The 20,925-nt window shown below is 60.1% G+C and carries 30 protein-coding genes; 10 read left to right on the plus strand and 20 right to left on the minus strand.

Annotation, left to right across the window (positions count from 1 at the left end; genetic code table 11):
- The first annotated feature begins 11 nt into the window (after positions 1-11).
- Positions 12-1,088 (plus strand): class I SAM-dependent methyltransferase, encoded by a 1,077-nt coding sequence (locus PSJ8397_RS14280; RefSeq protein WP_085865300.1) that lies wholly within the window; start codon positions 12-14, stop codon positions 1,086-1,088.
- Between the two features lie 63 nt (positions 1,089-1,151).
- Here PSJ8397_RS14280 and PSJ8397_RS14285 read toward each other — a convergent pair whose 3' ends face one another.
- Positions 1,152-1,961 (minus strand): division plane positioning ATPase MipZ, encoded by an 810-nt coding sequence (locus PSJ8397_RS14285; protein ID WP_085865301.1) that lies wholly within the window; start codon positions 1,959-1,961, stop codon positions 1,152-1,154.
- A 342-nt stretch (positions 1,962-2,303) separates the two neighbouring features.
- Between PSJ8397_RS14285 and PSJ8397_RS14290 the strand changes: the two genes are divergently transcribed.
- Positions 2,304-3,623, plus strand: a complete 1,320-nt coding sequence (locus PSJ8397_RS14290; protein WP_085865302.1) for a DEAD/DEAH box helicase — start codon at positions 2,304-2,306, stop codon at positions 3,621-3,623.
- 125 nt (positions 3,624-3,748) lie between these two features.
- Here PSJ8397_RS14290 and PSJ8397_RS14295 read toward each other — a convergent pair whose 3' ends face one another.
- The 4 genes from PSJ8397_RS14295 to rplS all read right to left on the minus strand — a co-directional run bounded on the left by PSJ8397_RS14295 (position 3,749) and on the right by rplS (position 5,479).
- On the minus strand, positions 3,749-4,372 hold the full coding sequence (locus tag PSJ8397_RS14295) for a YdeI/OmpD-associated family protein (protein WP_200811324.1): 624 nt from the start codon (positions 4,370-4,372) through the stop codon (positions 3,749-3,751).
- Positions 4,359-4,667: an ArsR/SmtB family transcription factor gene (locus PSJ8397_RS14300; protein ID WP_085865303.1), complete on the minus strand. Its 309-nt coding sequence runs from the start codon at positions 4,665-4,667 to the stop codon at positions 4,359-4,361. The genes PSJ8397_RS14295 and PSJ8397_RS14300 overlap by 14 nt, the downstream gene beginning before the upstream one ends.
- Positions 4,668-4,859: 192 nt before the next feature.
- Positions 4,860-5,081 carry a 50S ribosomal protein L31 gene (gene rpmE / locus PSJ8397_RS14305; protein ID WP_085865304.1) on the minus strand — a complete coding sequence of 74 codons (222 nt, stop codon included), beginning with the start codon at positions 5,079-5,081 and terminating at the stop codon, positions 4,860-4,862.
- A gap of 11 nt (positions 5,082-5,092) precedes the next feature.
- Entirely contained in the window at positions 5,093-5,479 is a 387-nt protein-coding gene (gene rplS / locus PSJ8397_RS14310; protein WP_085865305.1) for a 50S ribosomal protein L19, read from the minus strand.
- Between the two features lie 388 nt (positions 5,480-5,867).
- On the opposite strand from rplS, the gene PSJ8397_RS14320 reads away from it, so the two are divergent.
- Positions 5,868-7,307: an FAD/NAD(P)-binding protein gene (locus PSJ8397_RS14320; RefSeq protein ID WP_085865307.1), complete on the plus strand. Its 1,440-nt coding sequence runs from the start codon at positions 5,868-5,870 to the stop codon at positions 7,305-7,307.
- 78 nt (positions 7,308-7,385) lie between these two features.
- Positions 7,386-7,706 carry a PilZ domain-containing protein gene (locus tag PSJ8397_RS14325; protein ID WP_085865308.1) on the plus strand — a complete coding sequence of 107 codons (321 nt, stop codon included), beginning with the start codon at positions 7,386-7,388 and terminating at the stop codon, positions 7,704-7,706.
- Here the strand turns inward: PSJ8397_RS14325 and trmD are convergent.
- The 13 genes from trmD to PSJ8397_RS14390 form a co-directional block, all read right to left on the minus strand.
- A complete protein-coding gene (gene trmD / locus PSJ8397_RS14330) occupies positions 7,703-8,527 on the minus strand; it encodes a tRNA (guanosine(37)-N1)-methyltransferase TrmD (RefSeq protein ID WP_085865309.1) in 825 nt (274 codons plus the stop codon). The two genes, PSJ8397_RS14325 and trmD, sit on opposite strands and share 4 nt — an antisense overlap.
- A complete protein-coding gene (locus PSJ8397_RS14335) occupies positions 8,524-9,318 on the minus strand; it encodes a hypothetical protein (RefSeq protein WP_085865310.1) in 795 nt (264 codons plus the stop codon). Before PSJ8397_RS14335 ends, trmD begins: the two co-directional genes overlap by 4 nt.
- Positions 9,318-9,836 (minus strand): ribosome maturation factor RimM, encoded by a 519-nt coding sequence (gene rimM, locus PSJ8397_RS14340; protein WP_085865311.1) that lies wholly within the window; start codon positions 9,834-9,836, stop codon positions 9,318-9,320. Before rimM ends, PSJ8397_RS14335 begins: the two co-directional genes overlap by 1 nt.
- A gap of 71 nt (positions 9,837-9,907) precedes the next feature.
- Positions 9,908-10,306, minus strand: a complete 399-nt coding sequence (gene rpsP, locus PSJ8397_RS14345; protein ID WP_085865312.1) for a 30S ribosomal protein S16 — start codon at positions 10,304-10,306, stop codon at positions 9,908-9,910.
- A 13-nt stretch (positions 10,307-10,319) separates the two neighbouring features.
- Entirely contained in the window at positions 10,320-10,622 is a 303-nt protein-coding gene (locus PSJ8397_RS14350; RefSeq protein WP_085865313.1) for a chorismate mutase, read from the minus strand.
- Between the two features lie 82 nt (positions 10,623-10,704).
- Positions 10,705-11,259, minus strand: coding sequence for a GNAT family N-acetyltransferase (locus PSJ8397_RS14355; RefSeq protein WP_085865314.1), 555 nt, complete (start codon positions 11,257-11,259; stop codon positions 10,705-10,707).
- Complete coding sequence (locus PSJ8397_RS14360) at positions 11,256-11,684, minus strand: DUF6691 family protein (protein WP_085865315.1); 429 nt, start codon at positions 11,682-11,684, stop codon at positions 11,256-11,258. The genes PSJ8397_RS14355 and PSJ8397_RS14360 overlap by 4 nt, the downstream gene beginning before the upstream one ends.
- On the minus strand, positions 11,684-12,106 hold the full coding sequence (locus PSJ8397_RS14365; protein WP_085865316.1) for a YeeE/YedE family protein: 423 nt from the start codon (positions 12,104-12,106) through the stop codon (positions 11,684-11,686). The genes PSJ8397_RS14360 and PSJ8397_RS14365 overlap by 1 nt, the downstream gene beginning before the upstream one ends.
- A 115-nt stretch (positions 12,107-12,221) precedes the next feature.
- Positions 12,222-12,554 carry an NIPSNAP family protein gene (locus tag PSJ8397_RS14370; RefSeq protein WP_085865317.1) on the minus strand — a complete coding sequence of 111 codons (333 nt, stop codon included), beginning with the start codon at positions 12,552-12,554 and terminating at the stop codon, positions 12,222-12,224.
- A complete protein-coding gene (gene ffh, locus PSJ8397_RS14375) occupies positions 12,551-14,053 on the minus strand; it encodes a signal recognition particle protein (RefSeq protein ID WP_085865318.1) in 1,503 nt (500 codons plus the stop codon). The genes PSJ8397_RS14370 and ffh overlap by 4 nt, the downstream gene beginning before the upstream one ends.
- Positions 14,054-14,252: 199 nt before the next feature.
- The gene (locus PSJ8397_RS14380; RefSeq protein WP_085865319.1) at positions 14,253-14,774 is read right to left on the minus strand and encodes a hypothetical protein; all 522 of its coding nucleotides are present in this window, start codon (positions 14,772-14,774) and stop codon (positions 14,253-14,255) included.
- Between the two features lie 67 nt (positions 14,775-14,841).
- A complete protein-coding gene (locus PSJ8397_RS14385) occupies positions 14,842-15,339 on the minus strand; it encodes a hypothetical protein (RefSeq protein ID WP_143515487.1) in 498 nt (165 codons plus the stop codon).
- A gap of 39 nt (positions 15,340-15,378) precedes the next feature.
- Positions 15,379-15,915: an FMN-dependent NADH-azoreductase gene (locus PSJ8397_RS14390; protein ID WP_085865321.1), complete on the minus strand. Its 537-nt coding sequence runs from the start codon at positions 15,913-15,915 to the stop codon at positions 15,379-15,381.
- Between the two features lie 194 nt (positions 15,916-16,109).
- Between PSJ8397_RS14390 and PSJ8397_RS14395 the strand changes: the two genes are divergently transcribed.
- Positions 16,110-16,988, plus strand: a complete 879-nt coding sequence (locus PSJ8397_RS14395) for a LysR family transcriptional regulator (RefSeq protein WP_085865412.1) — start codon at positions 16,110-16,112, stop codon at positions 16,986-16,988.
- On the opposite strand, the gene PSJ8397_RS14400 is transcribed toward PSJ8397_RS14395, so the two are convergent.
- Both PSJ8397_RS14400 and PSJ8397_RS14405 read right to left on the minus strand, forming a co-directional pair.
- Positions 16,957-17,574, minus strand: coding sequence for an NAD(P)H-dependent oxidoreductase (locus tag PSJ8397_RS14400; protein WP_085865322.1), 618 nt, complete (start codon positions 17,572-17,574; stop codon positions 16,957-16,959). The two genes, PSJ8397_RS14395 and PSJ8397_RS14400, sit on opposite strands and share 32 nt — an antisense overlap.
- 47 nt (positions 17,575-17,621) lie before the next feature.
- Complete coding sequence (locus tag PSJ8397_RS14405; RefSeq protein WP_085865323.1) at positions 17,622-17,960, minus strand: ArsR/SmtB family transcription factor; 339 nt, start codon at positions 17,958-17,960, stop codon at positions 17,622-17,624.
- Positions 17,961-18,165: 205 nt separating this feature from the next.
- On the opposite strand from PSJ8397_RS14405, the gene PSJ8397_RS14410 reads away from it, so the two are divergent.
- From PSJ8397_RS14410 to PSJ8397_RS14430, 5 genes are all read left to right on the plus strand, one after another.
- Complete coding sequence (locus tag PSJ8397_RS14410) at positions 18,166-18,507, plus strand: AtpZ/AtpI family protein (protein ID WP_085865324.1); 342 nt, start codon at positions 18,166-18,168, stop codon at positions 18,505-18,507.
- A 1-nt stretch (position 18,508) separates the two neighbouring features.
- A complete protein-coding gene (locus PSJ8397_RS14415; RefSeq protein WP_085865325.1) occupies positions 18,509-19,261 on the plus strand; it encodes a F0F1 ATP synthase subunit A in 753 nt (250 codons plus the stop codon).
- A gap of 154 nt (positions 19,262-19,415) precedes the next feature.
- Positions 19,416-19,640: a F0F1 ATP synthase subunit C gene (locus tag PSJ8397_RS14420; RefSeq protein WP_015496525.1), complete on the plus strand. Its 225-nt coding sequence runs from the start codon at positions 19,416-19,418 to the stop codon at positions 19,638-19,640.
- Positions 19,641-19,786: 146 nt separating this feature from the next.
- A complete protein-coding gene (locus tag PSJ8397_RS14425) occupies positions 19,787-20,317 on the plus strand; it encodes a F0F1 ATP synthase subunit B' (RefSeq protein WP_085865326.1) in 531 nt (176 codons plus the stop codon).
- A gap of 4 nt (positions 20,318-20,321) precedes the next feature.
- Positions 20,322-20,894, plus strand: a complete 573-nt coding sequence (locus tag PSJ8397_RS14430) for a F0F1 ATP synthase subunit B (RefSeq protein WP_085865327.1) — start codon at positions 20,322-20,324, stop codon at positions 20,892-20,894.
- Positions 20,895-20,925: the final 31 nt, after the last annotated feature.

A 20,925-nucleotide genomic window follows, 5' to 3' on the forward strand; every position in this document is an offset into this window, starting at 1 on the left:
CGGAGACCAACATGACCCCACTCGCAGTTGATGTGATCGACTTCATGGCCTCCTTTGGGGATCTTCCGCCGGAAGACACGGCGGATTTGCGCGCCTTGGCCGAGGCGAGCACATCGTTGGAAGACCTTGTCGCGTCGGTGCGCAATGACCGCAGATTTGCATGGGCCGTGTCGCAGGATTTTCACCTTCCAGCGGGGCTTGGCCTGAACGATCATTTGTTTTGCACAGACCACATTGACCCGAACGCCACGGCGGCGGACGGTTATGTGACCGACTGTTTCGGGATCCGGACACAAACCGATACAGCGACCAAATGGGCCCCATTGGACGGCACAGTGCAGCCTTGGACGTTTCGCGGGTGTTTCGAACACGACGCGATGGAGTGGTTTGCCTTGCTCGACAGCATCAGGGTATCGAAACCCAATGACACCTTTCACATCATGGAACTTGGGGCGGGTTGGGGCCCGTGGATCACAGCAGGTGCTGTTTTCGCAAAGCGCCAAGGTCTTTCGAACATTCATGTCACAGCCGTCGAGGGGGACCGTCAGCGATTTGAATTCATCACCCGCCACCGCAAGGATAATGGCGTTGACGATGTGCCGTTGACGGCACACCACGCGGTTGTTGGTCCGTTTGATGGGACGGCCCTTTTTCCTGTTTTGCCCGATAGCACCCATGATATGGGCTTTGCCGCGATTTTTGATCGTGACGATCCGGCGACCATCGGCAAGGACTACCGCGGCGCACATCGGGAGCATATCAAAGTCGCCTCAAAGGGGCTGCCTGGCCTTTTGAAGGACGGTCCGATTGTCGATTTCCTGCATGTGGACATCCAAAATTCGGAAGCCATGGTGATCGCGGCTGCACTTGATGAGTTGGATCAGTTCTGTCGGCGGATGTACGTCGCAACCCATTCAAGGTCGGTTGAGTGGGAGGTTGCGCAGTCTTTGATGGGGCGCGGGTGGGTCTTGATGAAAGAAAAGGCCTGCGAGATGCATTTTGGTGATGCCTATACGCAAACGGGCCGGACATGGCCGTTGGTGCTGAAGGATGGCGCCCAATACTGGCGCAATCCCGCGTTTGATTAAACGCGCAGTCGAGGGCGAGAGCGAGGGCGAGGGTCAGATTGCTGTGCGGCGAGGCCAGGCGGACTAAAAGTCCACCGTCACACCGGGGAGATTCAGGGCCTTGATCAGCTCCCGCAGTTCCTGCCGTGCGGCGACGTTTGAAATGTTCAGCCCCTTTACCCCCAGATCGCGTAGATCAAGCAGGGTCAGCCCTCTGGGAAAGAGTTCACGGAAGATGACGCGTTCGTTGAACCCGGGCGCTGTGCGGAATCCGATGCGACGGCTGAGTTTATCAATCGCCGCTTCCATCTTTTGTTTGTTGACCATGTTCTGTGCGCCCATCCGGTTGCGCACAACGACCCAGTCAATCGGTTCGAACCCCGCCTGCGCGCGCAGCTGCCGCGCGTTCCAGACCATCTGGGAATAGACGGACGGGCCGGTGATCGTTTCGGCGTCGCTGTCGATGTGGGCCAGCAGATCGAAGTCGATGAAACTGTCGTTCAGCGGCGTGATCAACGTGTCCGCCAGCGAATGCGCCACCTGAGACAGCCGTGTATGGCTGCCCGGGCAGTCGATCAGGATGAAATCGTTGTCGGGCTCCAACCCCGCCACAGCGGCGGACAGGCGGTGATCGAAGATGTTTTCGCCTTCGCGCAGGGACGCGGGATCGACCTCCGGCAGGTCGTGATAGGTGGGGGTGGGCAGATCCAGGCCCTGTTCGGCCAGATGCTTGGTGCGGTTGTCCACGTAGCGGCCCAGCGTTTTCTGGCGCAAATCCAGATCAAGCGTGCCAACCTTGTGCCCCATCCGCGACAATGCGGTGGCCACGTGCATCGACACGGTCGATTTGCCCGCGCCGCCCTTTTCGTTCCCCACGACGATGATATGCGCCACTGCCTTGGCCCCTTTTGTTGTCCTCCGGATCGGCTGTCCGGACCGCTCGCGTAACCTTACCGGCTGACGGGCGCAAGGCAAAGAGGGATTGACTTGCCCCGCTGCACGCCCCATGTGCCTGTGCAACGGATCAAGGCCGGCTGCCGCGTGAGCAGGCGCAGTTTTTTGCGCAAGAGGCCTGATCAGATTGGTTCCCAAACTCACGCAGGGGTGCCTTTGGCCATTCGGGCCAGGCGTTCTGTGGCGGGCAGTTCCCGCAAGTTGATCGGCCCGTGTGCCGATGCCATCGGGCCTATGCCCCTTGGTTTATGTCGGGCCTTGTGGTCCGTAGAAAGACGATTGATGGATTTTGATATGTTGGGCCTTGCGCCCCGCCTGATTGCCGCCCTTGAAAAACAGGGCATCACCGACCCCACCCCGATCCAGACGCAAGCGATCCCCCATGCCATGAACGGGCGCGATGTGATGGGTCTGGCCCAGACGGGCAGTGGTAAGACAGCGGCCTTTGGTCTGCCGATGATCAACATGCTTCTGAAAGAGCAGGGCAAGCCCGCGCCCAAGACGGCACGCGCGCTGATCCTTGCGCCCACGCGTGAGTTGGCCAAACAGATTCAGGAGAATTTGGCCGCCTACACCACCGGCACGCATCTGAAGACCATGTTGGTCGTGGGTGGGGCTGGCATCGTGGGCCAGATGCGCAAACTTGAACGGGGGTGTGATCTGTTGGTGGCCACACCGGGCCGTCTGATTGATCTGCTGGACCGTAAGGCCGTGCGGCTGGATGAGACGCATTTTCTGGTGCTGGATGAGGCGGATCAGATGCTCGACATGGGGTTCATCCATGCGCTGCGTCAAATTGCGCCGCTCTTGGCGCCGGATCGCCAGACCATGCTGTTTTCGGCAACCATGCCCAAGCAGATGAACGAATTGGCTCAGGCCTATCTCAACAACCCGATGCGGGTGCAGGTCAACGCGCCGGGCAAGGCGGTGGACCGGATCGAACAATCGGTGCATTTCGTGGCCAAGGCGGCCAAGACTGATTTGTTGATCGAACTGATGGACAAGCACCGCGATGAACGGGCGATTGTCTTTGGTCGCACGAAACACGGGTCTGAAAAGTTGCATAAGCTGCTTGAGAAGAAGGGTTTTGCCTCTGCGTCGATCCACGGCAACAAGTCCCAAGGCCAACGCGACCGCGCGATCACGGACTTTAAGGCAGGCAAGGTGACGGTGCTGGTGGCCACCGATGTGGCGGCCCGTGGTCTGGATATTCCTGAGGTCAAACACGTCTACAACTACGACCTTCCCAATGTGCCGGAAAACTATGTCCACCGGATTGGCCGGACGGCGCGTGCGGGTGCGGACGGTATGGCCGTGGCCTTTTGTGCACCCGATGAGATGGGCGAGTTGCGCGATATCCAAAAGGCCATGAAGGCCGACATCCCCGTGGCCGGTGGCCGCCCCTGGGCCCGCGACGAGGAAGAAGCCAAACCCAAGCGCGGCGGCGGTGGCCGTCGTGGTGGCGGCGGCGGCGGTGGAGGCCGAGGCGGCCCGCGCGGTCAAGGCAAACCCGGCGGTGGCGGTGGCCGCCCCGGTGGCGGCGGCAAGCCCGGTGGTGGCAAACCTGGTGGCGGGCGGCGGCGGAAGCCGAAGGCAGGGTGAGAAAAACGGACGTCGGTTGGGCGGAAGTGCTGGCCTTCAGCTTTGCGGGGCAAAACTGATGTCAGTGGCGACTGTGTCGATGTCTGCTTCGCAGTTGCGCTCTCGGCCATGTTCGGACGACAGCGTCAGCGATCGTGCACACCTTTACCCTGGATGATCTTGTCGCGGAATTTCTCGATCCGGCTCACCCGTGTCTCGGGCTTTTTCGCGCCGTTCAGGTTGATGACATAGCTGTTCTGTCGTCCGCGCGTCAGGGCATGGAACGCCTCGGCAAGCTCGGGATCGGCATCCAGCGCCTCGACAAGTTCCTCAGGCAGTTCCAGTACGCTATCATCCCGTGGCGGCTTCTTTCCCTCAACGGCATAACCTTTCGCTTCTAACAGATAGGCCCGGATCGTCGCCTCCATCGCGTCCGGTCCGTTATGCGAGGTGAAGCGGATCATGTCTGGGTGTTTTGTGTTCGGGCCCTGCGTCTCCAGCACCCCGTCGGGGTCTTGCAACAAGGCCGCGTTAAAGAAGCTGAGACGGAAGTTGTCCTGAAACGCACCGATGATAACGATGTTGCGGTCCGCGTGCATATAGCAGGGATGTCCCCACTTCACCGTCTCAATCAGATCAACTGACAGGCAAATTGCACGAAGCCTGGCCAGACCGTTTGCCCAGAATTTGGCCGAACAGTCTTTGGTTTCAAACCGAGGGCAACGTCCACAGCCCTTCGCAAAATAGTCCTCAATGTCAGAGATCATCATAGGCCTGCCGTTCTTCCCAGATCGCGCATTGCTCGCTCAACCAGTTCTGTGCAGGCGTGAAAGCCTTTGGAGCCAATTCGCATATCCGGGTGCGCCCTTCCTTCTTCGATGTGATGAGGTTGGCGGTTTCCAATTTTTTCAGATGCTCCATCAGCGATGGCATCGCCATGTTGTGAGGCTTGGCCAGTTCGCTGACCGACGCCTTGCCCCGCGCAAGGCGCTGAAGGATCATGCGCCGTGTCGGATCGCCAAGTGCTGCGAAGTAAGGATCAAGGACGGTATCATACTTAGACATATGCCTAAGTAAAAGAGAGGACACGCCCGATCAATACACGAAGGAATACCCCTAAGTTATGGGCAAGCGGTCGTTCGCTACACTCTGACCAATGAGCAAGTTGGGCTCAAACCTGAGAGTTTCTGCGCGCCACGCCCCCAACGAAAAACGCCGCCCCGAGGGGCGGCGTTTCTATTTGCAAAGTGCCAAAGCTTAGAAGCCCAGACCTTCGTATTTTTTCTTGAACTTGGACACGCGGCCGCCGGTGTCCAGCAGGCGTGCGCCGCCGCCGGTCCATGCGGGGTGCACAGTTGGGTCAATGTCCAGCGCCAGCTGGTCGCCTTCGGCGCCCCACGTGGATTTCATCTGGTACACAGTGCCATCGGTCATTTTGACGTCGATGATGTGGTAATCGGGATGGATGTCTTTTTTCATGTCGTCCGTCCTTATGCGTCTGCGCCGCTGGACAGCGGGCGATAGTTTGTCTTTTCAGCGATACGTGCGGACTTACCACGACGGGTGCGCAGGTAGTACAGCTTGGCGCGGCGCACACGGCCACGGCGCACAACTGTGATGCTGTCGATGTTGGTGGAATACAGCGGGAACACACGTTCCACGCCTTCACCAAAAGAAATCTTGCGCACCGTGAAAGAGCCAGCGATGCCCTTACCGTTCTTGCGGGAAATGCAGACACCTTCGTAGTTCTGCACACGGGTGCGGGTGCCTTCGGTCACTTTGTAACCAACACGGATGGTGTCACCCGCTTTGAAATCTGGGATCTCTTTGCCCAGTTCGGCGATTTGTTCCGCCTCAAGTTCAGCGATCAGGTTCATTGACCTTCTCCTCTATAACGCGCGGTTTGCCCGCGGATGTGATTGGCTGCCAGAGCTTCGGTCTTCATAGGGTCGCCCGTCTTATCAAAGACTGGGTCGCCCACCGGAGGGTTCACGGCCTGTGCTATGCTATCTGGCGGATTCACGGTGAAGAGGTCGCGTCCAATACCAAACAGGCCCTGCGACTCATTCAAGACGCGGACAGGCGGCGTATACGGGGCAGGGGCCATGTGATCAAGGGCAATGTCTCACCGACGGGGATGGCATCCGGCGCCCCGTTTTACATGACCCCACGTTGCCTGCTTGCGGGCGCGATAGACGGGGCGCCGGTGTTTGACCTCTCGCTATAGGCAAGCTACGTGGTCGCCAAACCAAAAGTGATATTTGAATGACCCAGCTTACTGATCTGACCAAGGATCGGCCGGCCCATGTGATCGTGGGGGATGGCATCACGGCCCTTGCCTTTCTTGAAACCGGCACCTTTGCGCAGGGCGATCATGTGATCGTCATGGGGCGCGCGGCCACGTCACTGGGGCGTGGGGCTGCCTATGCCGCAGGAGAGGCTGGAACGCCGTGGCGGTTCGCGTATCTGCTGAATTCCCCGGCGGATGATATCGACCCTGCCTTTGCCAAATGGCTTGCGGACAAGTGGGACGAAATTGCCGCGACGATGTCAGGGCGGTCACCGAACTGGCTGGCCGCCGCTGGACCCTTGGTTGACGCGGGCGACATCTACGGAGTGAACGCGCCGCGTGAATTCTACGGGGACTTCATGGCCGAAGTTTTGGCCGTCCGCAGAGCGGAGTTAGAAACACAGGGCGTCTGCGTGACCTTGCATGATTGCGACGCCGTGGCCCTGCGGACCACCCCCACCGCGATCGAGGTTGAGACAGCGACCGGTGACGTGGCCTATGCCCATCATGTCGACGTCGCGCCCGGCGGCCCTTCTACGATGGACATCGAAGGTCATGATGGCCCCTTTGCGGCGCCCAGCGTCTTTGGCCACGAACACCGCATTGCGGAGCACATCAAGGCGGGGGCCGAGATTTGCTGCATTGGCGGCAACGCAGCCATGCTGGATGTGCTGCGTTTGTGCCAAAGCCTCATCCCCGACGATCAGATCAAGTTTGTGGTCTGCGCACCAGATGGACAGGTTCCGCCGCCGCTTGTCCCGCGCATGCCGCGCCGTATGACCCAGCCAAACCTGACCACCGGGCATGAAACCGCCGATGGTTTCTTGTCCGAAGTCGCGCGGGAAATTGATGCAGCGAAGGCTGCAGGCGATGAAACACGTGAGATCCGCGCAGGGTTTCGCGCGCACTTTCTGGCCAATCCCCTGCACAGTTTTGTGCCTGATATCAACGAGGCACGTCGCGTGCCTGGAACCTTGCGGCACTGGCTGCGCGGCGGCACGCGCGACACCATCTGGGACATGCACCGCTTGATCGATGCGGGTGTGGTGCGGATGGTACAAGGCATGGTCGCGGGGGTTGATCATCTGGACACCGGCGCGCGTGTGCGGCTGCTGGACGTCGATGGCCGCGAAACCACAATGGACACCGGATTTGTCGTCAATTGCGCAGGCGCGGGCCCCCACTCGGTTTATGATCCGTTGACCGAAGGGTTGCTGCGCGACGGTATGGTCGGGGTGGCCCCCATCAACCGCGGTTTGAAGGTCGGTGCGGGGTGCCAGACCAAAGATGCGCGCGTTCGTTTCCTCGCGCCCAGCGTCACCGAGATCGGTGACGAGGTTATGGCGATGCCACTTTATGATGCGCACATGCTGCGCACCTATGTCCGGCGGGCGCAGGCGAAAACCACACAATAGCATGATAAATTTAGTGGGCTTTTAAGGTTTTATTTCTGATTCTCCCCGATCCTCCCTCCAACTTTTCGGAGGTTCGGAATGAAATATCGTGCACATCGTTACCCAACCCGCTTTCCCGTCACGGTCGATATCGGGGGGACGGGCGTGAGAGCCGTGATCACCAGTATCAGCTCTTCCGGGGCTTGCTTGAACATGCAGCCAGCGCCCAAAACCGGCCAGATGCTGACCTTGCGCCATACCAACACGCGCCACGTGGCCAAGGTGAAATGGGCGACGGAGGACAAGGCGGGGATCGCTTTTTCGCCGCCGCTGTCCAAACCCGCGCTTGATCGGATCAGGTTTGGGGTCAACCAGATCGGGGGCCACACGCGACCGCGCAAAATCGGTTTCGCGGGTTAATCCGTCAGCGGGCCTTTACGCTGGTGGCGCTCCCATAGATCTGGGCGACGTTCGCGGGTGATTGCCTCACTCATCTCGCGACGCCACCGCGCCACTTTGCCATGATCACCCGAGGTCAGGACATCAGGAATTGTGTGGCCTTCCCACTCGGCGGGGCGGGTGTATTGGGGGTGTTCCAGCAAGCCGTTGGAATGGCTTTCTTCCACAGCACTTTCGGCATTGCCCAACACACCGGGCAGCAGCCGGACGCAGGCGTCAATCAGCGTCATGGCGGGCAATTCTCCCCCTGTAAGAACGTAGTCCCCCATCGACACCTCCATGATCTGGTGATGATCCAAAACCCGTTGATCAACGCCCTCGAACCGACCGCACAGCAACGTCACACCGTCTTGCTGGCTCAGGTCTTGGGCGATTTTCTGGGTGAAGGGCACGCCGCGCGGGCTGAGGTACAACAGCGGCATCCGCCCGCGCGCGCGACGGCGCGCATCGCCCAAGGCGTTCGCCACCACGTCGGCACGCAGAACCATACCCGCGCCGCCACCTGACGGTGTGTCATCCACATTGCGGTGTTTGCCCACGCCGAACCGGCGCAAATCAGTCGTTTGCAATTGCCAAAGCCCGTCTTTCAGCGCACGGCCCGTCAGGCTTTCCCCCAACAAACCAGGAAACGCATCGGGGAACAGCGTGATCACTTGCGCCGTCCACGCTTTGGCAAGGCTGGGCTTGTCGGTCATCAGCTCTTGCGGTTTCGCGCTGAGCTGGATGGATTTTCGACCGATGGACTTGCCGAGAGGGGCCGGTTTATCTGGGGTGTCCGTCATGGGGTTTTGTCTTCCTCAAGCAGGTTTGCCTTGGCCGTTTGCGCCGCGCGATCCGAAATGGCCGACCGATTGATCGCCAAAAGTTCATCCACCAAGGCTTCGGGCGGACCTGCGTTCATGTGGTCCTTCAGGGTCAGCCTGCCCCGCAAATGTCTGGGCAAGTTAAGAAGGTCGATCAAAGGCGCGGCCAGCCCTTCTGGCCCGTCCAACCCGTCGATGTCGCGGATTTGAACGCGGCCCTTGACCGCGCCTGCGATATCCTGGGCCACAGATTTCAGGTCCGACGCGGCACCAAACAACGCGCGGTAATCGTCGAAGTCCAGCACAACGCGGCTGTGAAAAAGGTTGTGACGAAAGGTTGAGCGCAGCCAGCTTTCGGGGCCGCGCGTCGAGAGATGAAAATTGACCTCAGCGTCGTTGCCAAAGACCATGTGAATGACATCTTCGGCCGCAGCCATCAGGGCGGGGGCCGCGCCGTAGCCTTGTTGTCCGTCGCGTCCCGGCATCCGGCCCAGCAGATTTTCGTCTGAGATCAGGACTTTGCGAGATGTGCCCACATCAAGGGCCGACAGCGTGCGGTGCAGTTCGTCCCGAAAACCGGTCAACAGGTCCGCCGTGCCAAACCGCGAATACCGCACAGCCATTCGCGCAGCACCACCGCGGGTCCGGCCTGGCAAAACAAGGGCACTGCGTGGCCAGATGTGTTTGCCGTTTTCGCGCAGATAGGTTTGGACGGTGGTGGTTCCGGTTTTGTGAAACCCGGGGTGGACGATGATACGGCGGGGCGCCATCAGTCCGCGTCCGCAAACAGCCCGCCGGGAGGGTCAATCACGACGCGGCCCGCTGCCAAATCCACGGTTGGAACAATGGCGCGGGTGAAGGGCACAAGAACACTGTCCTTGAGGCCGGGCGCCACAATTTCAAGCAGGTCGTCAGCCCCGTTGGACTGCACCGCCTTGATGCGACCCAATTCGGCACCGCCGGTGTCCACAGCCAAAAGGCCCATTAAATCAGTATGGTAGAATTCATCGTCTGGCAAAGACGGCAAGCTCGTGCGATCCGCCAAGAGGTCCACCCCGCGTAGGGCGTCGGCTTCTTCCTTGGTGGTAATGCCGTCGATGCGGGCGATCAACGCGCCCTTTGTCTGGCCCTTCACCACAATCGTGGTGATGGTTTTGCCATCGGAGCGCGTCAGAGGGGTGTAGTCCGCCAGTGCCTCGGGATCGGCGCAAAAGGATTTCAAACGCACGTCGCCATGGACGCCAAATGCGCCCGAGATGGAGCCGACGATGATTGGGTCATCTGACATGGTGTGCCTTTGAGTGGGAGGGGGTGGGGCGAACGGCGACGATGTCGCCACCCGCCCCACCAAGGGCCGGATTATTCCGCTGCGTCGTCTGCAGCTGCCTCTTCCGCGGGGGCGGCGGCTGCTTCTGCGGCTGCGGCGGCTTTGGCGGCTTTCTCTTCGGCGCGGTCCTGGGCTTTTTTGCCTGGAACGGCTTTTTTCATGTTGGCGCGTTCTTTCTTCTCGGTCACGCCAGCAGCTTCGAGGAAGCGGGAGATACGGTCGGTGGGCTGGGCGCCCTGATCGAGCCAGTACTGAACACGTTCCATGTCCATCTTCACGCGCTCTTCGCTGTCTTTGGCCAGCAGGGGGTTATATGTGCCCAGCTTTTCAACGTAGCGGCCATCACGTGGCATGCGGCTGTCTGCAGCCACGATACGGTAGAAGGGGCGCTTTTTGGAGCCACCACGGGCGAGGCGAATTTTCATAGCCATGATATTGAATCCTTTAGGGTTTTGATTGGTGTGTTTGATGGTGCTGAATGACTTCAGCGATGATGAAGTTGAGAAACTTCTTGGCAAATTCGGGGTCCAGATCGGCCCGGTTTGCCAAATCTTCGAGCCGTGCGATCTGCGCCGCTTCGCGGGTGGGATCGGACGGGGGAAGGTCGTGGTTGGCCTTGAGTTTCCCCACGGCCTGAGTATGTTTGAACCGCTCACCCAAGGTATAGACGAGGATCGCATCGAGGCGGTCGATGCTGTCGCGGTGGTCCTTGAGGACGTCGGCGGCGCGGGTTGTCGCGTCGATCATGTCGGGGGTCATTTCGAGCCTCCACTGGGTGCTGGTTTGCGTATGGCTGGCGTATGGCACGCGTATGGTAACAGGGCTGGCATCAGGCGGCCCCTTTCACGTGGCGGTAGACGTGGACGTCTTCTTCGTCAGGGTCATAGAACAACGAGTCTGGCCCATTCAGGGCGTCGGTTGCCGCTTGGTCAAAGGTTGCGCCCAAGGCGCGGGCGACGTGAGCGGACGGGAGGTTGGAGGCGTCGATGTAGGAGACGAACGTGGTGAAGCCCGTTACGTCCCACGCCCAGGGCATGATCGTGCGCAGGGCTTCGGTGACGTAGCCTTTGCCTTCGTGATTCGCGGACCACAGGGTCCAGCCGAATTCGGGTTCGGGCCAGATCATCGGGTGCCAGCAGCCCAATGAGCCGACGGGTGTGCCATCCTTCAGGCAGGCCACAAACGAGCCATAGCCGCGCAGCACCCATTGGCCTGCCAGACTTCCCCACATGCGGTTCGCGTCCTTGATGGTGAACGGGCCGCCGATGAAATCGGTGCGGTCAGAGAGCGCAAATTTTGAGAAGGCCGCGAAATCATCAGCGCGGGGTGCGCGCAGCGTCAGACGATCCGTCTGAAGGGTTGGGATGGTGTAGGTCTGGGTCATGGTGTTGCTGCCTTTGCGGGCAGGGCAAGCAGGCGGTTGCCCAACATGCCTGCGGCCATCGCGCCAAAGAACAACAGTGCGTCACCGCCGCCGTAACCAAGGACGGCCATGGCGGGACCAGGGCACAGGCCCACAATGGCCCAACCGGTGCCAAACAGGGCCGAGCCTGCGATCAAACGGCGGTCAATGACGGGTTCGGACGGGGTGGGGATTGCGGTGCCAAGCACGGCCTTTTCAAGGCGCGCAGCAATCCGCCATGCCAGCAGCATGGGCAGAATGGCGCCGCCCAGCACGAAGGCCAGCGTCGGATCCCAGTTGCCGAACAGGTCCAGCCATCCTTGCACCTTTGCGGTGTCGGTCATGCCCGACACGGTGAGGACCGCGCCAAACAAGGCGCCAGCAAGAAGGGCGAACAGACCCCGCATCAAAACACCCCCAATAGATGGCGTCCGACGAACATGGCCGCAAAGCCCGCGACAAGATAGGCGACGGTGGCGGTGATCCCGCGGGCCGAGAACCGAGATATGCCGCAGACGCCGTGGCCGGAGGTGCAGCCATTTGCCATACGGGTGCCCAAGCCCACCAAGAGGCCGGCAACACCAAGAAGCGCAGGGTTGGAGGTGAGATTTGTAGCCGGATAGCCGAATGCGAAACCGTAAAGAAGCGGAGCCGCGATCAGGCCCGCGATGAACAACGCCTTTTCCCACGTGGGGCCGGTGGCGTCGACGATGCTGCCGAGAATGCCGGACGCGCCCATGATGCGGCCATTCACCAGCAGATAGAGCGCGGCTGCGCTGCCGATCATCAGACCTCCGATGAGGCCGAATATCCAGTCCGTCGGGATCATGTGTCTGCGCCTGCGGCGGGCGGGCCCAAAAATTCACAGAATTTTTGGGTGCAAAATCTTTGAAAGATTTTGGCCTCCGGCGGGAGTTTATTGGGACAGATGAAGAGGACGCGCATTACAGGCCGAGCTCCTCAACCGAGGCGCCGGTCAGGACGGGGCGGGTGAAGGAGCGATCAAAGCGGCGAATGCATTTGGTGGCTTGCGCGTGCGCGTAGGCGCGGCGGCAGGCGGGGTCTTGATCCATGCGGGTGCGGTAGTCTTCATAGGCCGCCAACGACGGGAATGAAAAATGGCAGTAGGCGATATCGTTCGGGCCTTCGTGAGGGAGGTGATAGCCGTGATGTGTCCCGCCGAGTTTGTCGACAAGATGGATCCACGCTTTGGCGTAGACCTCGAACGCGTCCAGTTGATCTGGATCGATCTCATATCGCAGGGTGCATGTGATCATTTCTTTTTTCCGAACCCCGAAAGACCAGGGGGAAGGGCGGCACCGCCGCCGAGGCCTGGCAGCCCCCCCATTCCGCCGGGAAGCTGCGCGCCCATTTTCTTGGCGGCCTCTTCCATGGCTGCGGGGTCGTTCATGTCGGGCATGCCGCCTTTGCTGAACATGCCTTTCATGGCCTGTTTCAGCATGCCGCCTTTGCCCATTTTGCCCATCTTTTTCATCATGTCGGACATTTGCCGGTGCATTTTGATCAGCTGGTTAAGTTCGCGGACCTCAAGCCCTGCGCCTGCGGCGATGCGTTTTTTGCGGCTGGCTTGCAAAAGCTGGGGGTTGGCGCGTTCTTTTTTGGTCATGGAGTTGATCAGCGCGATCTGACGTTTGAGGACGCTGTCGTCAAACCCTGCTTCTTCGACCTGTTTCGACATTTTCTTCATGCCAGGCATCATGCCCATCATGCCTTCCATGCCGCCCATCTTGAGCATCTGGTCCAGCTGCATTTTCATGTCGTTCATGTTGAAACGGCCCTTCTGGAAGCGCTTCATCATCTTTTCGGCCTGTTCGGCCTCGATTGTTTCCTGGGCTTTTTCGACGAGAGAGACGATGTCGCCCATGCCGAGGATGCGGCCCGCGACGCGGTCGGCGTGGAATTCCTCAATCGCGTCCATCTTTTCGCCCAAGCCCACAAAGCGGATGGGGCGGCCTGTAACGGCGCGCATGGACAGGGCTGCACCGCCGCGGCCGTCACCGTCCATTCGGGTGAGGACCACGCCGGTGATGCCGATGCGGTCGTCGAAGTTTTCCGCGGTGTGCACGGCGTCCTGACCTGTCAGGCCGTCGACCACTAGCATGGTTTCGCGGGGGTTGGCGACGTCGCGCACAGCCTCAACCTGTTGCATCAGTTCTTCGTCGATGCTGAGGCGGCCGGCGGTGTCGAGCATGTAGACATCGTAGCCGCCAAGGTTTGCTTGCGTTTTGGCGCGTTTTGCGATTGCGACGGGATCTTCGCCCTTGACGATGGGCAGGGTGTCGACGCCGATTTGCACGCCAAGGATCTGCAGCTGTTCCATCGCGGCGGGGCGGTTCACGTCCAGCGACGCCATCAGAACCTTTTTGCCGTCCCGTTCTTTCAGACGTTTGGCCAGTTTGGCTGTTGTCGTGGTTTTACCGGAGCCCTGCAGGCCGACCATCAGGATGGGGGCAGGTGGGTTGTCGATTTTCAGGGTGCCGGCGTCATCGTCGCCCTTGAGGACATGCACCAGTTCGTCGTGCACGATTTTGACGACCTGCTGGCCGGGGGTCACGGATTTGGTGACGGATTGGCCGGTGGCCTTTTCCTGCACGGCTTTGACAAAATCGCGGGCCACGGGGAGGGAGACGTCTGCCTCAAGCAGGGCGACGCGGACCTCACGCAGGGCGGTTTTGACGTCATCCTCAGACAGCGCACCTTGTTTGGTGAGGCGGTCGAAGACGCCGCCGAGGCGTTCTGACAGGTTCTCAAACATATGCGCACCTTTCGCGTCGTTGTCGTTTGTCCGACCTATATAGGGCCTGACGGTTCATTGCGGTACTGCCCCCCCGTTGATGGTCGAAGGGCACGACCAAACAAGTTTGGCCCCCGTGGGCGCAACGCGCTGACGGGGGGCGATCCTTGGGTGGTCAAGGACCGGACGGCTGGTGCTGTCCGGATGGTTTGGGTGGCGTTTAGGGTGCAGAGGCGGCGGAGTCAAGCGCGCGCCAGTTGCGCATCCAGTCGCTGACGGTGGTGGAGACCGCGATCGCGTCTTGGGTCGGCATGAGGTGATTGGACAGACGGTGGCGCCCCTTGTCCATGCCTTGGCGCACGTAGAGGGTGATGTGGCGTTTTGGGTCTTCATCTGCGGGGCCGCGGGGGCGGTGGCGCAACACGCGGGTCGACTGGACCTCAGCCAAAGGCCAGGTGTTGCGGTGCAGGCCCATGACGGAGCGGTGTACGAGGGTGGCGGTGTTGCTGGGCGCATCAAGCACCAGTTGAGACCGTTCAGCGGCAAACAGCGCAAGGGGCAGCAGCCATGACACAGTCAAGAGCAACCACAGCAACAGCCAACCGATGGTTCCATCTGGCAACGTGGTGATGTGCCAGCCCACCCAAAGGGCGCCCAATGTCAGAAGGGCGAAGACCAGCGCCCTTTTCCAGCGCAGGCCGTTGATGACCAGGCGGTCGGGCGTGTTGTGAACGACCCTCATGGGGGGGAGGCCCTGCGCCCGCCGCGCAGGTTGATGACAAACGTGTCGTCCGTCGATTGCGTCAGCTTCATGGGGTGCGGTCCAGCCATGTGTTGGCCGCATCCACGATTGGGTCGAGTTTTGTACGGGCGAGGGGGTAAGTGTTTAGACTGTAGCTGCCCTCGTCCATGCCGCCGTCGACCCGCAGGGTGATCAGGCCCGTCGCGGCGTCCGGCAGCGCGGCTTCGGTGTTCAGTTTTTGGCTGATGTAGACGCAATCCACGTTTGGCAGATCAAACCGCAGCTTGTCATATCCGATCATGGAACTGCGGCGCAATTCAGCGGTGTTTTTCGTGCGGTCCAGCACAAGTTGGCTGCGCCGTGGCGACAAAACCGTCAGCCCGCCCAATGTCAAAGGGATCATGCTGAAGATCAGGTAGACCCAGAATGGTGCAGGGTCTTGCCCACCAGATAACTGGAACATGATCCAGATTGTGAACAGGAAAAGCGGCAGCCACAGCCACACTGTCCCCCATTCGACTGAGTTCAGAACGAAAGACCTGTCCGTTGTCTGGGTGATCCGCATGGGGCGCAGTCAAACGCGCCCCATGCAGGGTGTCAACGCTTACGCGGCAACGGGGGTGGCAATGTCTTTGGCTGCGATGATTTCGACGTCCGAGATGCCGATAAAGCCAAGGAAGAACCGCAGGTGTGACGACAGAAAGTCGATGTCAGACCCCACAGGCACGCCGCCTGAGGCCACGGTGACGATGGCCTTTTTGCCGGTCAGCAGGCCTTCGGGCCCGTCTTGCGTATAGCGAAAGGTGACGCGCGGGCGCGCGACCAGATCCATCCACGCCTTCAGGGACGCAGGGGCTGCGAAGTTATAGATCGGGGCGCCGATGACGATGGTGTCGGCCTGTTGTAGCTCTCGGATCAGGGTGTCCGAGAGGGCCAGGCGCGCCGCATCCTCGGCGCTGCGGGTCGCGGGATCGGTCAGGCGGGCGTCGGCCCATGCGCCATCAATTTGGGGAAGGGGGTCACGCGCGAGGTCGCGGTAGGTGACGGTGCCGCCTTGATCTGCCACCACTTTGGCCGACGCAGCGCGGGACAGGCTGGTCGTAAGGTTGGCGGAGGCGTCGATGTGGAGTGTATGGGTCATGTCGGGTCCTCTTGTTTGCGATTGACCCCTGATATGGGATTTGCGCAAGTGAACACGACTACTGCATTTGTCTAGCCAATGTGCAAAAATGCAGATATTATGCTTGAGTGTACGATCATTGGAGTGTGTGGCCGCCCTTGGGGATGGTCAGACACGTCATTGGTTTTGGTGAAACAACCAAGATGGGGCACACGATGGACAATTGGGATGAAATTCGCACCGCGTTTCAGGTGGCACGGATTGGCACTGTCAGCGGGGCCGCCGATGCGCTGGGCGTGCACCATGCGACGGTCATTCGCCATATTGATGCGCTGGAACAGCGGCTGGGGGTAAAGCTGTTCCAGCGCCATGCGCGCGGCTACACCCCCACGGAGGCAGGCCAGGACCTGATGCAGGTGGCAACAGCCACGGACGACCAGTTCACCCAGCTTGCGGGGCGCATTCGCGGGCAGGGAGAGGGGGTCTCTGGCGATCTGGTGGTGACATCCTTGGTGATGCTGTCGCCCATGTTGACGCCGGTGATGGCGCAGTTTCGACGTGAAAACCCCGAGCTGACGGTGCGGTATTTGACCGGGGATCGCCTGTTTCGTCTGGAATACGGGGAGGCGCACGTGGCAATCCGTGCGGGCAAGGCCCCTGATCAGCCGGACAATGTGGTGCAGCCGTTTACGTTCCAGCCGCTGCATCTGGTCGCCTCGCCCGACTATATTGACGCCTACGGCCTGCCCGAGGGGGAGGGCGATCTGCAAAATCACTGGTTCATCGGACATGACGACGCCGAAAGCCGAGCGCCGTTCATTCAGTGGTTGAACACCCATGTGCCCACAAATCGCATCGTGTTTCGCACCACGGACAACCGCGCCATGGTGGATGCGGTGCTGGCGGGGGCGGGGATCGGATTCGTGTCAAAATGGGAGGTGGACCGCCACCCTGAACTGGTCGAGGTGATCCCCTCGCGGCCTGAATGGTCAGCCCAGTTGTGGCTGGTCACCCATGTGGATTTGCATCGCACGACGAAAGTGCAGGCGTTTTTGAAATTCCTCAAGGAACAGGCGGCGGGCTGGGAGTTATAGCTTTCGCAGGGGGAAGGGTCAGGCCCGCGTGATAGGCACGATCCAAAAGTGTCGCGCGACGGCTGTCTGATCCGGTCGATCCGCATAGCAGTTCAATCCGACGAGGGGCCAGGCCGAAGTAGCCAAACGTGCCGTTCATCCAAAGGGTGCTGAGGGCGTCGGTATAGCCTTCGGCCTCCATCTCATCGGACCGCGTACCGGCAGGGATCAGCAAGATCCCCGACCGCGGCCGCTGCAACGACACATCAGGATCGCTGAGTTGGTCATAGGCCCACCCCCAGGACCAAACACGGTCCACCCAGCCCTTCATCATCGATGGCATGCCCCACCAGAAGAGGGGAAACACCAATGAGATGGCATCGGCCCGCGCGATCCTGTCTTGCTCTGCGCGGATGTCTGCGGGCAGGGCTGCGGCCCCCTCCGCCTCTATATCGGCCTGCGTCCACAACGGGTTGAACCCTTCCGCATGCAGATCGGCGGCCTCAACGGTGTGGCCCGCGGCCCTGCCGCCATCCATGAACCGCGCGGCAATGGCATGGCTGAACGACGCAGGGTTCGGGTGATCAATAACGGTGAGGATATGCATGGTGGGCCCTTTCACCCGCCACTGTGCATCCTCAACCGCGGTTGAGATCAAGACCTTTCTGTGCCGCCCTCAATCTCGCTTTGCAGAAACCTCTCGAACGCATCGAGGTTCACAGGTTCGAACTGGCCAAATCCCTGCATCCAGACAGAAGCCTCCCGCAGGGCGTCCGGTTCCAGTTTGCACCACTTCACCCGCCCGCGTTTCTCCTGACTGATCAGCCCCGCCGCCGTCAGCACGCCCAAGTGTTTGGACACGGCGGCCAACGACATCTCAAACGGGTGGGCCACGTCCGTGACGGCCATGTCATCCTCCAGCAGCATCGCAAGGATCGTGCGGCGGGTGGGGTCGGCAAGGGCGGCAAAGACGATATCAAGGCTCGGCGTCATAGGGCCATCAAACGCACCCGCCGTGAAACGTCAACCAAATGGTTGAATATCGAATGCACCCCGATTGGCCGTTTTGCCGCACCGCCTGGGTTTCGCTGTTTCAAAAATATGCAATAAAAACAGATCCATAACCGTCACATCAGCCCGCTTGACTCCGTCCCTTCCCAATCCTACACCCAGCGCAACTATTCGAAGGGGACAGCAGGTGTCCGATCCGAACAATACGGGCGATCACGCAGCGCGCATGAAGGCGCTTGAGGGCAAGATCGCAGCATTGAAAGGAACGGAAGAACGGCGCCCTCATCAGGACGAACATTACTCTCAGGCGCAGATGGCGTGGCGGATGGTGATCGAACTGGTGGCCGGTCTTGGGATCGGGTTCGGCATTGGCTACGGGTTGGACGCATTTTTTGGCACGTCCCCTTGGTTGATGATCATTTTTATCTTCTTCGGCCTCGCGGCTGGTGTTCAGACCATGATGCGATCGGCCCAAGAAATACAGAGAGACCAACTGGCCAAACAGGCCGGTCAGGATAAGGAAGAGTAACGTGGCAGATCCAGTTGAAGGCGGCGGGCTGAGCTTCAAACCCCTTGATCAGTTTGAGGTCAAGCGTCTGTTTGGCGAAGGTCCGATTGAGTGGTACACGATCACCAACGTCACCATGTGGATGGCGCTTGCGGTCCTGTCGATCGTTTTGCTGTTGGTGATGGGCACGCGCAAACGCGCTGTGGTTCCGGGCCGGACGCAGTCGATTGCCGAAACGCTGTACGGTTTTGTCTACACAATGGTTGAGGACGTGACGGGCAAGGACGGGATCAAGTATTTCCCGTACATTTTCACACTGTTCATCTTCATCCTGTTCTCGAACTTCCTTGGCCTGCTGCCCATGTCGTTCACAACGACATCGCACATCGCGGTTACCGCGATCCTGGCCTTTGCCGTCTTTATCACCGTCACGGTTCTGGGCTTCGTCAAGAATGGCGCCAGCTTCCTGAGCCTGTTCTGGGTGTCCAGCGCGCCATTGGCCCTGCGCCCCATTCTGGCCGTGATTGAAGTGATTTCCTACTTTGTCCGCCCCGTCAGCCACTCCATTCGTTTGGCTGGTAACCTGATGGCCGGTCACGCCGTTCTCAAGGTGTTTGCGGGCTTTGCGCAAGTGGGCCTGATCATCGCGCCTGTCGCCATTCTGGGCGTCGTCGCAATCTATGCACTGGAGGTGCTGGTGTCTGCCATTCAGGCCTACGTCTTCACCATCCTGACCTGCGTCTACCTGAAAGACGCGCTGCACCCCCATCACTAAGAATGTCGCCCGGGGGGCATCCCCGGGCTGCTAAACTTCCAATCCGGGTGTTCAACATGAACACCAACCGAAACAACCGCAGAGAAATCTGCAAATGAGGCAAAGCGGAAGAGCTCCGCAAAAGCACTAACTTCCAATCGTAAGGAGATACATTATGGAAGGCGAACTCGCACACATCGGCGCTGGTCTGGCTGCAATTGGTTCCGGCGCTGCCGCGATCGGTGTTGGTCACGTGGCTGGCAACTTCTTGGCTGGCGCACTGCGCAACCCATCTGCTGCTGCCGGTCAGACAGCAACCTTGTTCATCGGCATCGCATTTGCTGAAGCTTTGGGGATCTTCTCGTTCCTCGTCGCTCTGCTGCTGATGTTCGCTGTCTAAGATTTAAGACCGCTTATCCTTACGCATCGGGTGGGTCGCACCTGTGATCCATCCGAACGTGAGGCAACAACATCGGCGACAGGCGGCACCCGCCTGACGCTACATACGACACGCCTAAAGGCCAGACCTTAAAGGAAGCGAACACAATGGCTGATACACCAGTCGAAGCAGGGGCAGAGGCCAGCGGCGCAGGCATGCCGCAGCTGGACTTTTCGACATTCCCCAACCAGATTTTCTGGCTTCTGGTCACGCTTGTCGTGATCTATCTGATCTTGTCCCGCGTGGCCCTGCCACGGATCGCGTCCGTATTGGCGGAACGTCAGGGCACGATCACCAACGACATCGCCGCCGCCGAAGAGCTGAAGATGCGCGCGCAGGAGGCTGAGGCCGCCTACGACAAAGCGCTTATTGATGCCCGTGCAGAGGCGGCCAAGATCGTCGCGGACACCAAGGCTGAAATTCAGGCCGAGTTGGACGTCGAGATGCAGAAAGCCGACGCTGAGATTGCTGCGAAAACAGCTGAAAGCGAGAAGGCGATTGCTGAAATTCAGGACGGTGCGACCGAGGCTGTGAAAACAGTCGCCAAGGACGCCGCCAAAGAGATCGTCGCCGCCATGGGTGGTAAGGCCGATGCCCGCACGATCACCGCGGCCATCAACGCGCGGATGAAGGGGTAAGGATATGAAATATACATTGACCGCTCTGTTCGCCCTTGCTGCATCGCCCGCGTTGGCCGCATCGAAGAACCCGTTTTCGCCGGACTTCTGGTCGCTGAGCAACACGGACCTGATCGTTCTGATCGCGTTCATCATCTTCATTGGTGTGCTGATCAAGTTCAACGTGCCGGGCATGATTTCCGGCATGCTGGATGGCCGCGCCGAAGGCATTAAATCTGACCTCGATGAGGCCAAGGCGTTGCGCGAAGAAGCACAGACCTTGCTGGCCAGCTACGAGCGCAAACAGCGCGAAGTGCAGGAACAGGCCGACCGTATTGTCGCCAATGCAAAGGACGAAGCGTCGCGCGCGGCGGAGCAGGCCAAAGCCGACATCAAGACGTCTGTGGCCCGCCGTTTGGCCGCCGCTGAGGACCAGTTGGTCAGCGCCAAAGATGCGGCTGTGCGTGAAGTGCGCAATCAGGCTGTGACCGTCGCTGTTGCCGCCGCACGGGATGTGATTGCCAAGCAGACCACCGCTGCGGATGCGAATGCGTTGATTGACGACGCCATCGCGGAGGTCGGTGCGAAGCTGCACTGATCCGACCAAAATGATTTAAAAAGCCCAGCCA

Origin of the sequence: Pseudooctadecabacter jejudonensis (assembly GCF_900172275.1) — a bacterium.
GTDB lineage: Bacteria > Pseudomonadota > Alphaproteobacteria > Rhodobacterales > Rhodobacteraceae > Octadecabacter > Octadecabacter jejudonensis.

Excerpts from the sequence above, each read along its gene's own strand:
- trmD (WP_085865309.1), bottom strand. The coding sequence starts at position 8,527 with ATGACGGACACCCCAGATAAACCGGCCCCTCTCGGCAAGTCCATCGGT.
- PSJ8397_RS14380 (WP_085865319.1), bottom strand. The coding sequence starts at position 14,774 with ATGAGGGTCGTTCACAACACGCCCGACCGCCTGGTCATCAACGGCCTG.
- PSJ8397_RS14385 (WP_143515487.1), bottom strand. The coding sequence starts at position 15,339 with ATGCGGATCACCCAGACAACGGACAGGTCTTTCGTTCTGAACTCAGTC.
- PSJ8397_RS14395 (WP_085865412.1), top strand. The coding sequence starts at position 16,110 with ATGGACAATTGGGATGAAATTCGCACCGCGTTTCAGGTGGCACGGATT.
- PSJ8397_RS14290 (WP_085865302.1), top strand. The coding sequence starts at position 2,304 with ATGGATTTTGATATGTTGGGCCTTGCGCCCCGCCTGATTGCCGCCCTT.
- PSJ8397_RS14390 (WP_085865321.1), bottom strand. The coding sequence starts at position 15,915 with ATGACCCATACACTCCACATCGACGCCTCCGCCAACCTTACGACCAGC.
- PSJ8397_RS14365 (WP_085865316.1), bottom strand. The coding sequence starts at position 12,106 with ATGATCCCGACGGACTGGATATTCGGCCTCATCGGAGGTCTGATGATC.
- PSJ8397_RS14320 (WP_085865307.1), top strand. The coding sequence starts at position 5,868 with ATGACCCAGCTTACTGATCTGACCAAGGATCGGCCGGCCCATGTGATC.
- PSJ8397_RS14405 (WP_085865323.1), bottom strand. The coding sequence starts at position 17,960 with ATGACGCCGAGCCTTGATATCGTCTTTGCCGCCCTTGCCGACCCCACC.
- rpsP (WP_085865312.1), bottom strand. The coding sequence starts at position 10,306 with ATGGCTATGAAAATTCGCCTCGCCCGTGGTGGCTCCAAAAAGCGCCCC.
- PSJ8397_RS14335 (WP_085865310.1), bottom strand. The coding sequence starts at position 9,318 with ATGGCGCCCCGCCGTATCATCGTCCACCCCGGGTTTCACAAAACCGGA.
- PSJ8397_RS14400 (WP_085865322.1), bottom strand. The coding sequence starts at position 17,574 with ATGCATATCCTCACCGTTATTGATCACCCGAACCCTGCGTCGTTCAGC.
- PSJ8397_RS14430 (WP_085865327.1), top strand. The coding sequence starts at position 20,322 with ATGAAATATACATTGACCGCTCTGTTCGCCCTTGCTGCATCGCCCGCG.
- rimM (WP_085865311.1), bottom strand. The coding sequence starts at position 9,836 with ATGTCAGATGACCCAATCATCGTCGGCTCCATCTCGGGCGCATTTGGC.
- PSJ8397_RS14370 (WP_085865317.1), bottom strand. The coding sequence starts at position 12,554 with ATGATCACATGCACCCTGCGATATGAGATCGATCCAGATCAACTGGAC.
- rplS (WP_085865305.1), bottom strand. The coding sequence starts at position 5,479 with ATGAACCTGATCGCTGAACTTGAGGCGGAACAAATCGCCGAACTGGGC.
- PSJ8397_RS14280 (WP_085865300.1), top strand. The coding sequence starts at position 12 with ATGACCCCACTCGCAGTTGATGTGATCGACTTCATGGCCTCCTTTGGG.
- PSJ8397_RS14350 (WP_085865313.1), bottom strand. The coding sequence starts at position 10,622 with ATGATCGACGCGACAACCCGCGCCGCCGACGTCCTCAAGGACCACCGC.
- PSJ8397_RS14295 (WP_200811324.1), bottom strand. The coding sequence starts at position 4,372 with ATGATGATCTCTGACATTGAGGACTATTTTGCGAAGGGCTGTGGACGT.
- PSJ8397_RS14360 (WP_085865315.1), bottom strand. The coding sequence starts at position 11,684 with ATGCGGGGTCTGTTCGCCCTTCTTGCTGGCGCCTTGTTTGGCGCGGTC.
- PSJ8397_RS14325 (WP_085865308.1), top strand. The coding sequence starts at position 7,386 with ATGAAATATCGTGCACATCGTTACCCAACCCGCTTTCCCGTCACGGTC.
- PSJ8397_RS14300 (WP_085865303.1), bottom strand. The coding sequence starts at position 4,667 with ATGTCTAAGTATGATACCGTCCTTGATCCTTACTTCGCAGCACTTGGC.
- PSJ8397_RS14420 (WP_015496525.1), top strand. The coding sequence starts at position 19,416 with ATGGAAGGCGAACTCGCACACATCGGCGCTGGTCTGGCTGCAATTGGT.
- ffh (WP_085865318.1), bottom strand. The coding sequence starts at position 14,053 with ATGTTTGAGAACCTGTCAGAACGCCTCGGCGGCGTCTTCGACCGCCTC.
- PSJ8397_RS14355 (WP_085865314.1), bottom strand. The coding sequence starts at position 11,259 with ATGACCCAGACCTACACCATCCCAACCCTTCAGACGGATCGTCTGACG.
- rpmE (WP_085865304.1), bottom strand. The coding sequence starts at position 5,081 with ATGAAAAAAGACATCCATCCCGATTACCACATCATCGACGTCAAAATG.
- PSJ8397_RS14425 (WP_085865326.1), top strand. The coding sequence starts at position 19,787 with ATGGCTGATACACCAGTCGAAGCAGGGGCAGAGGCCAGCGGCGCAGGC.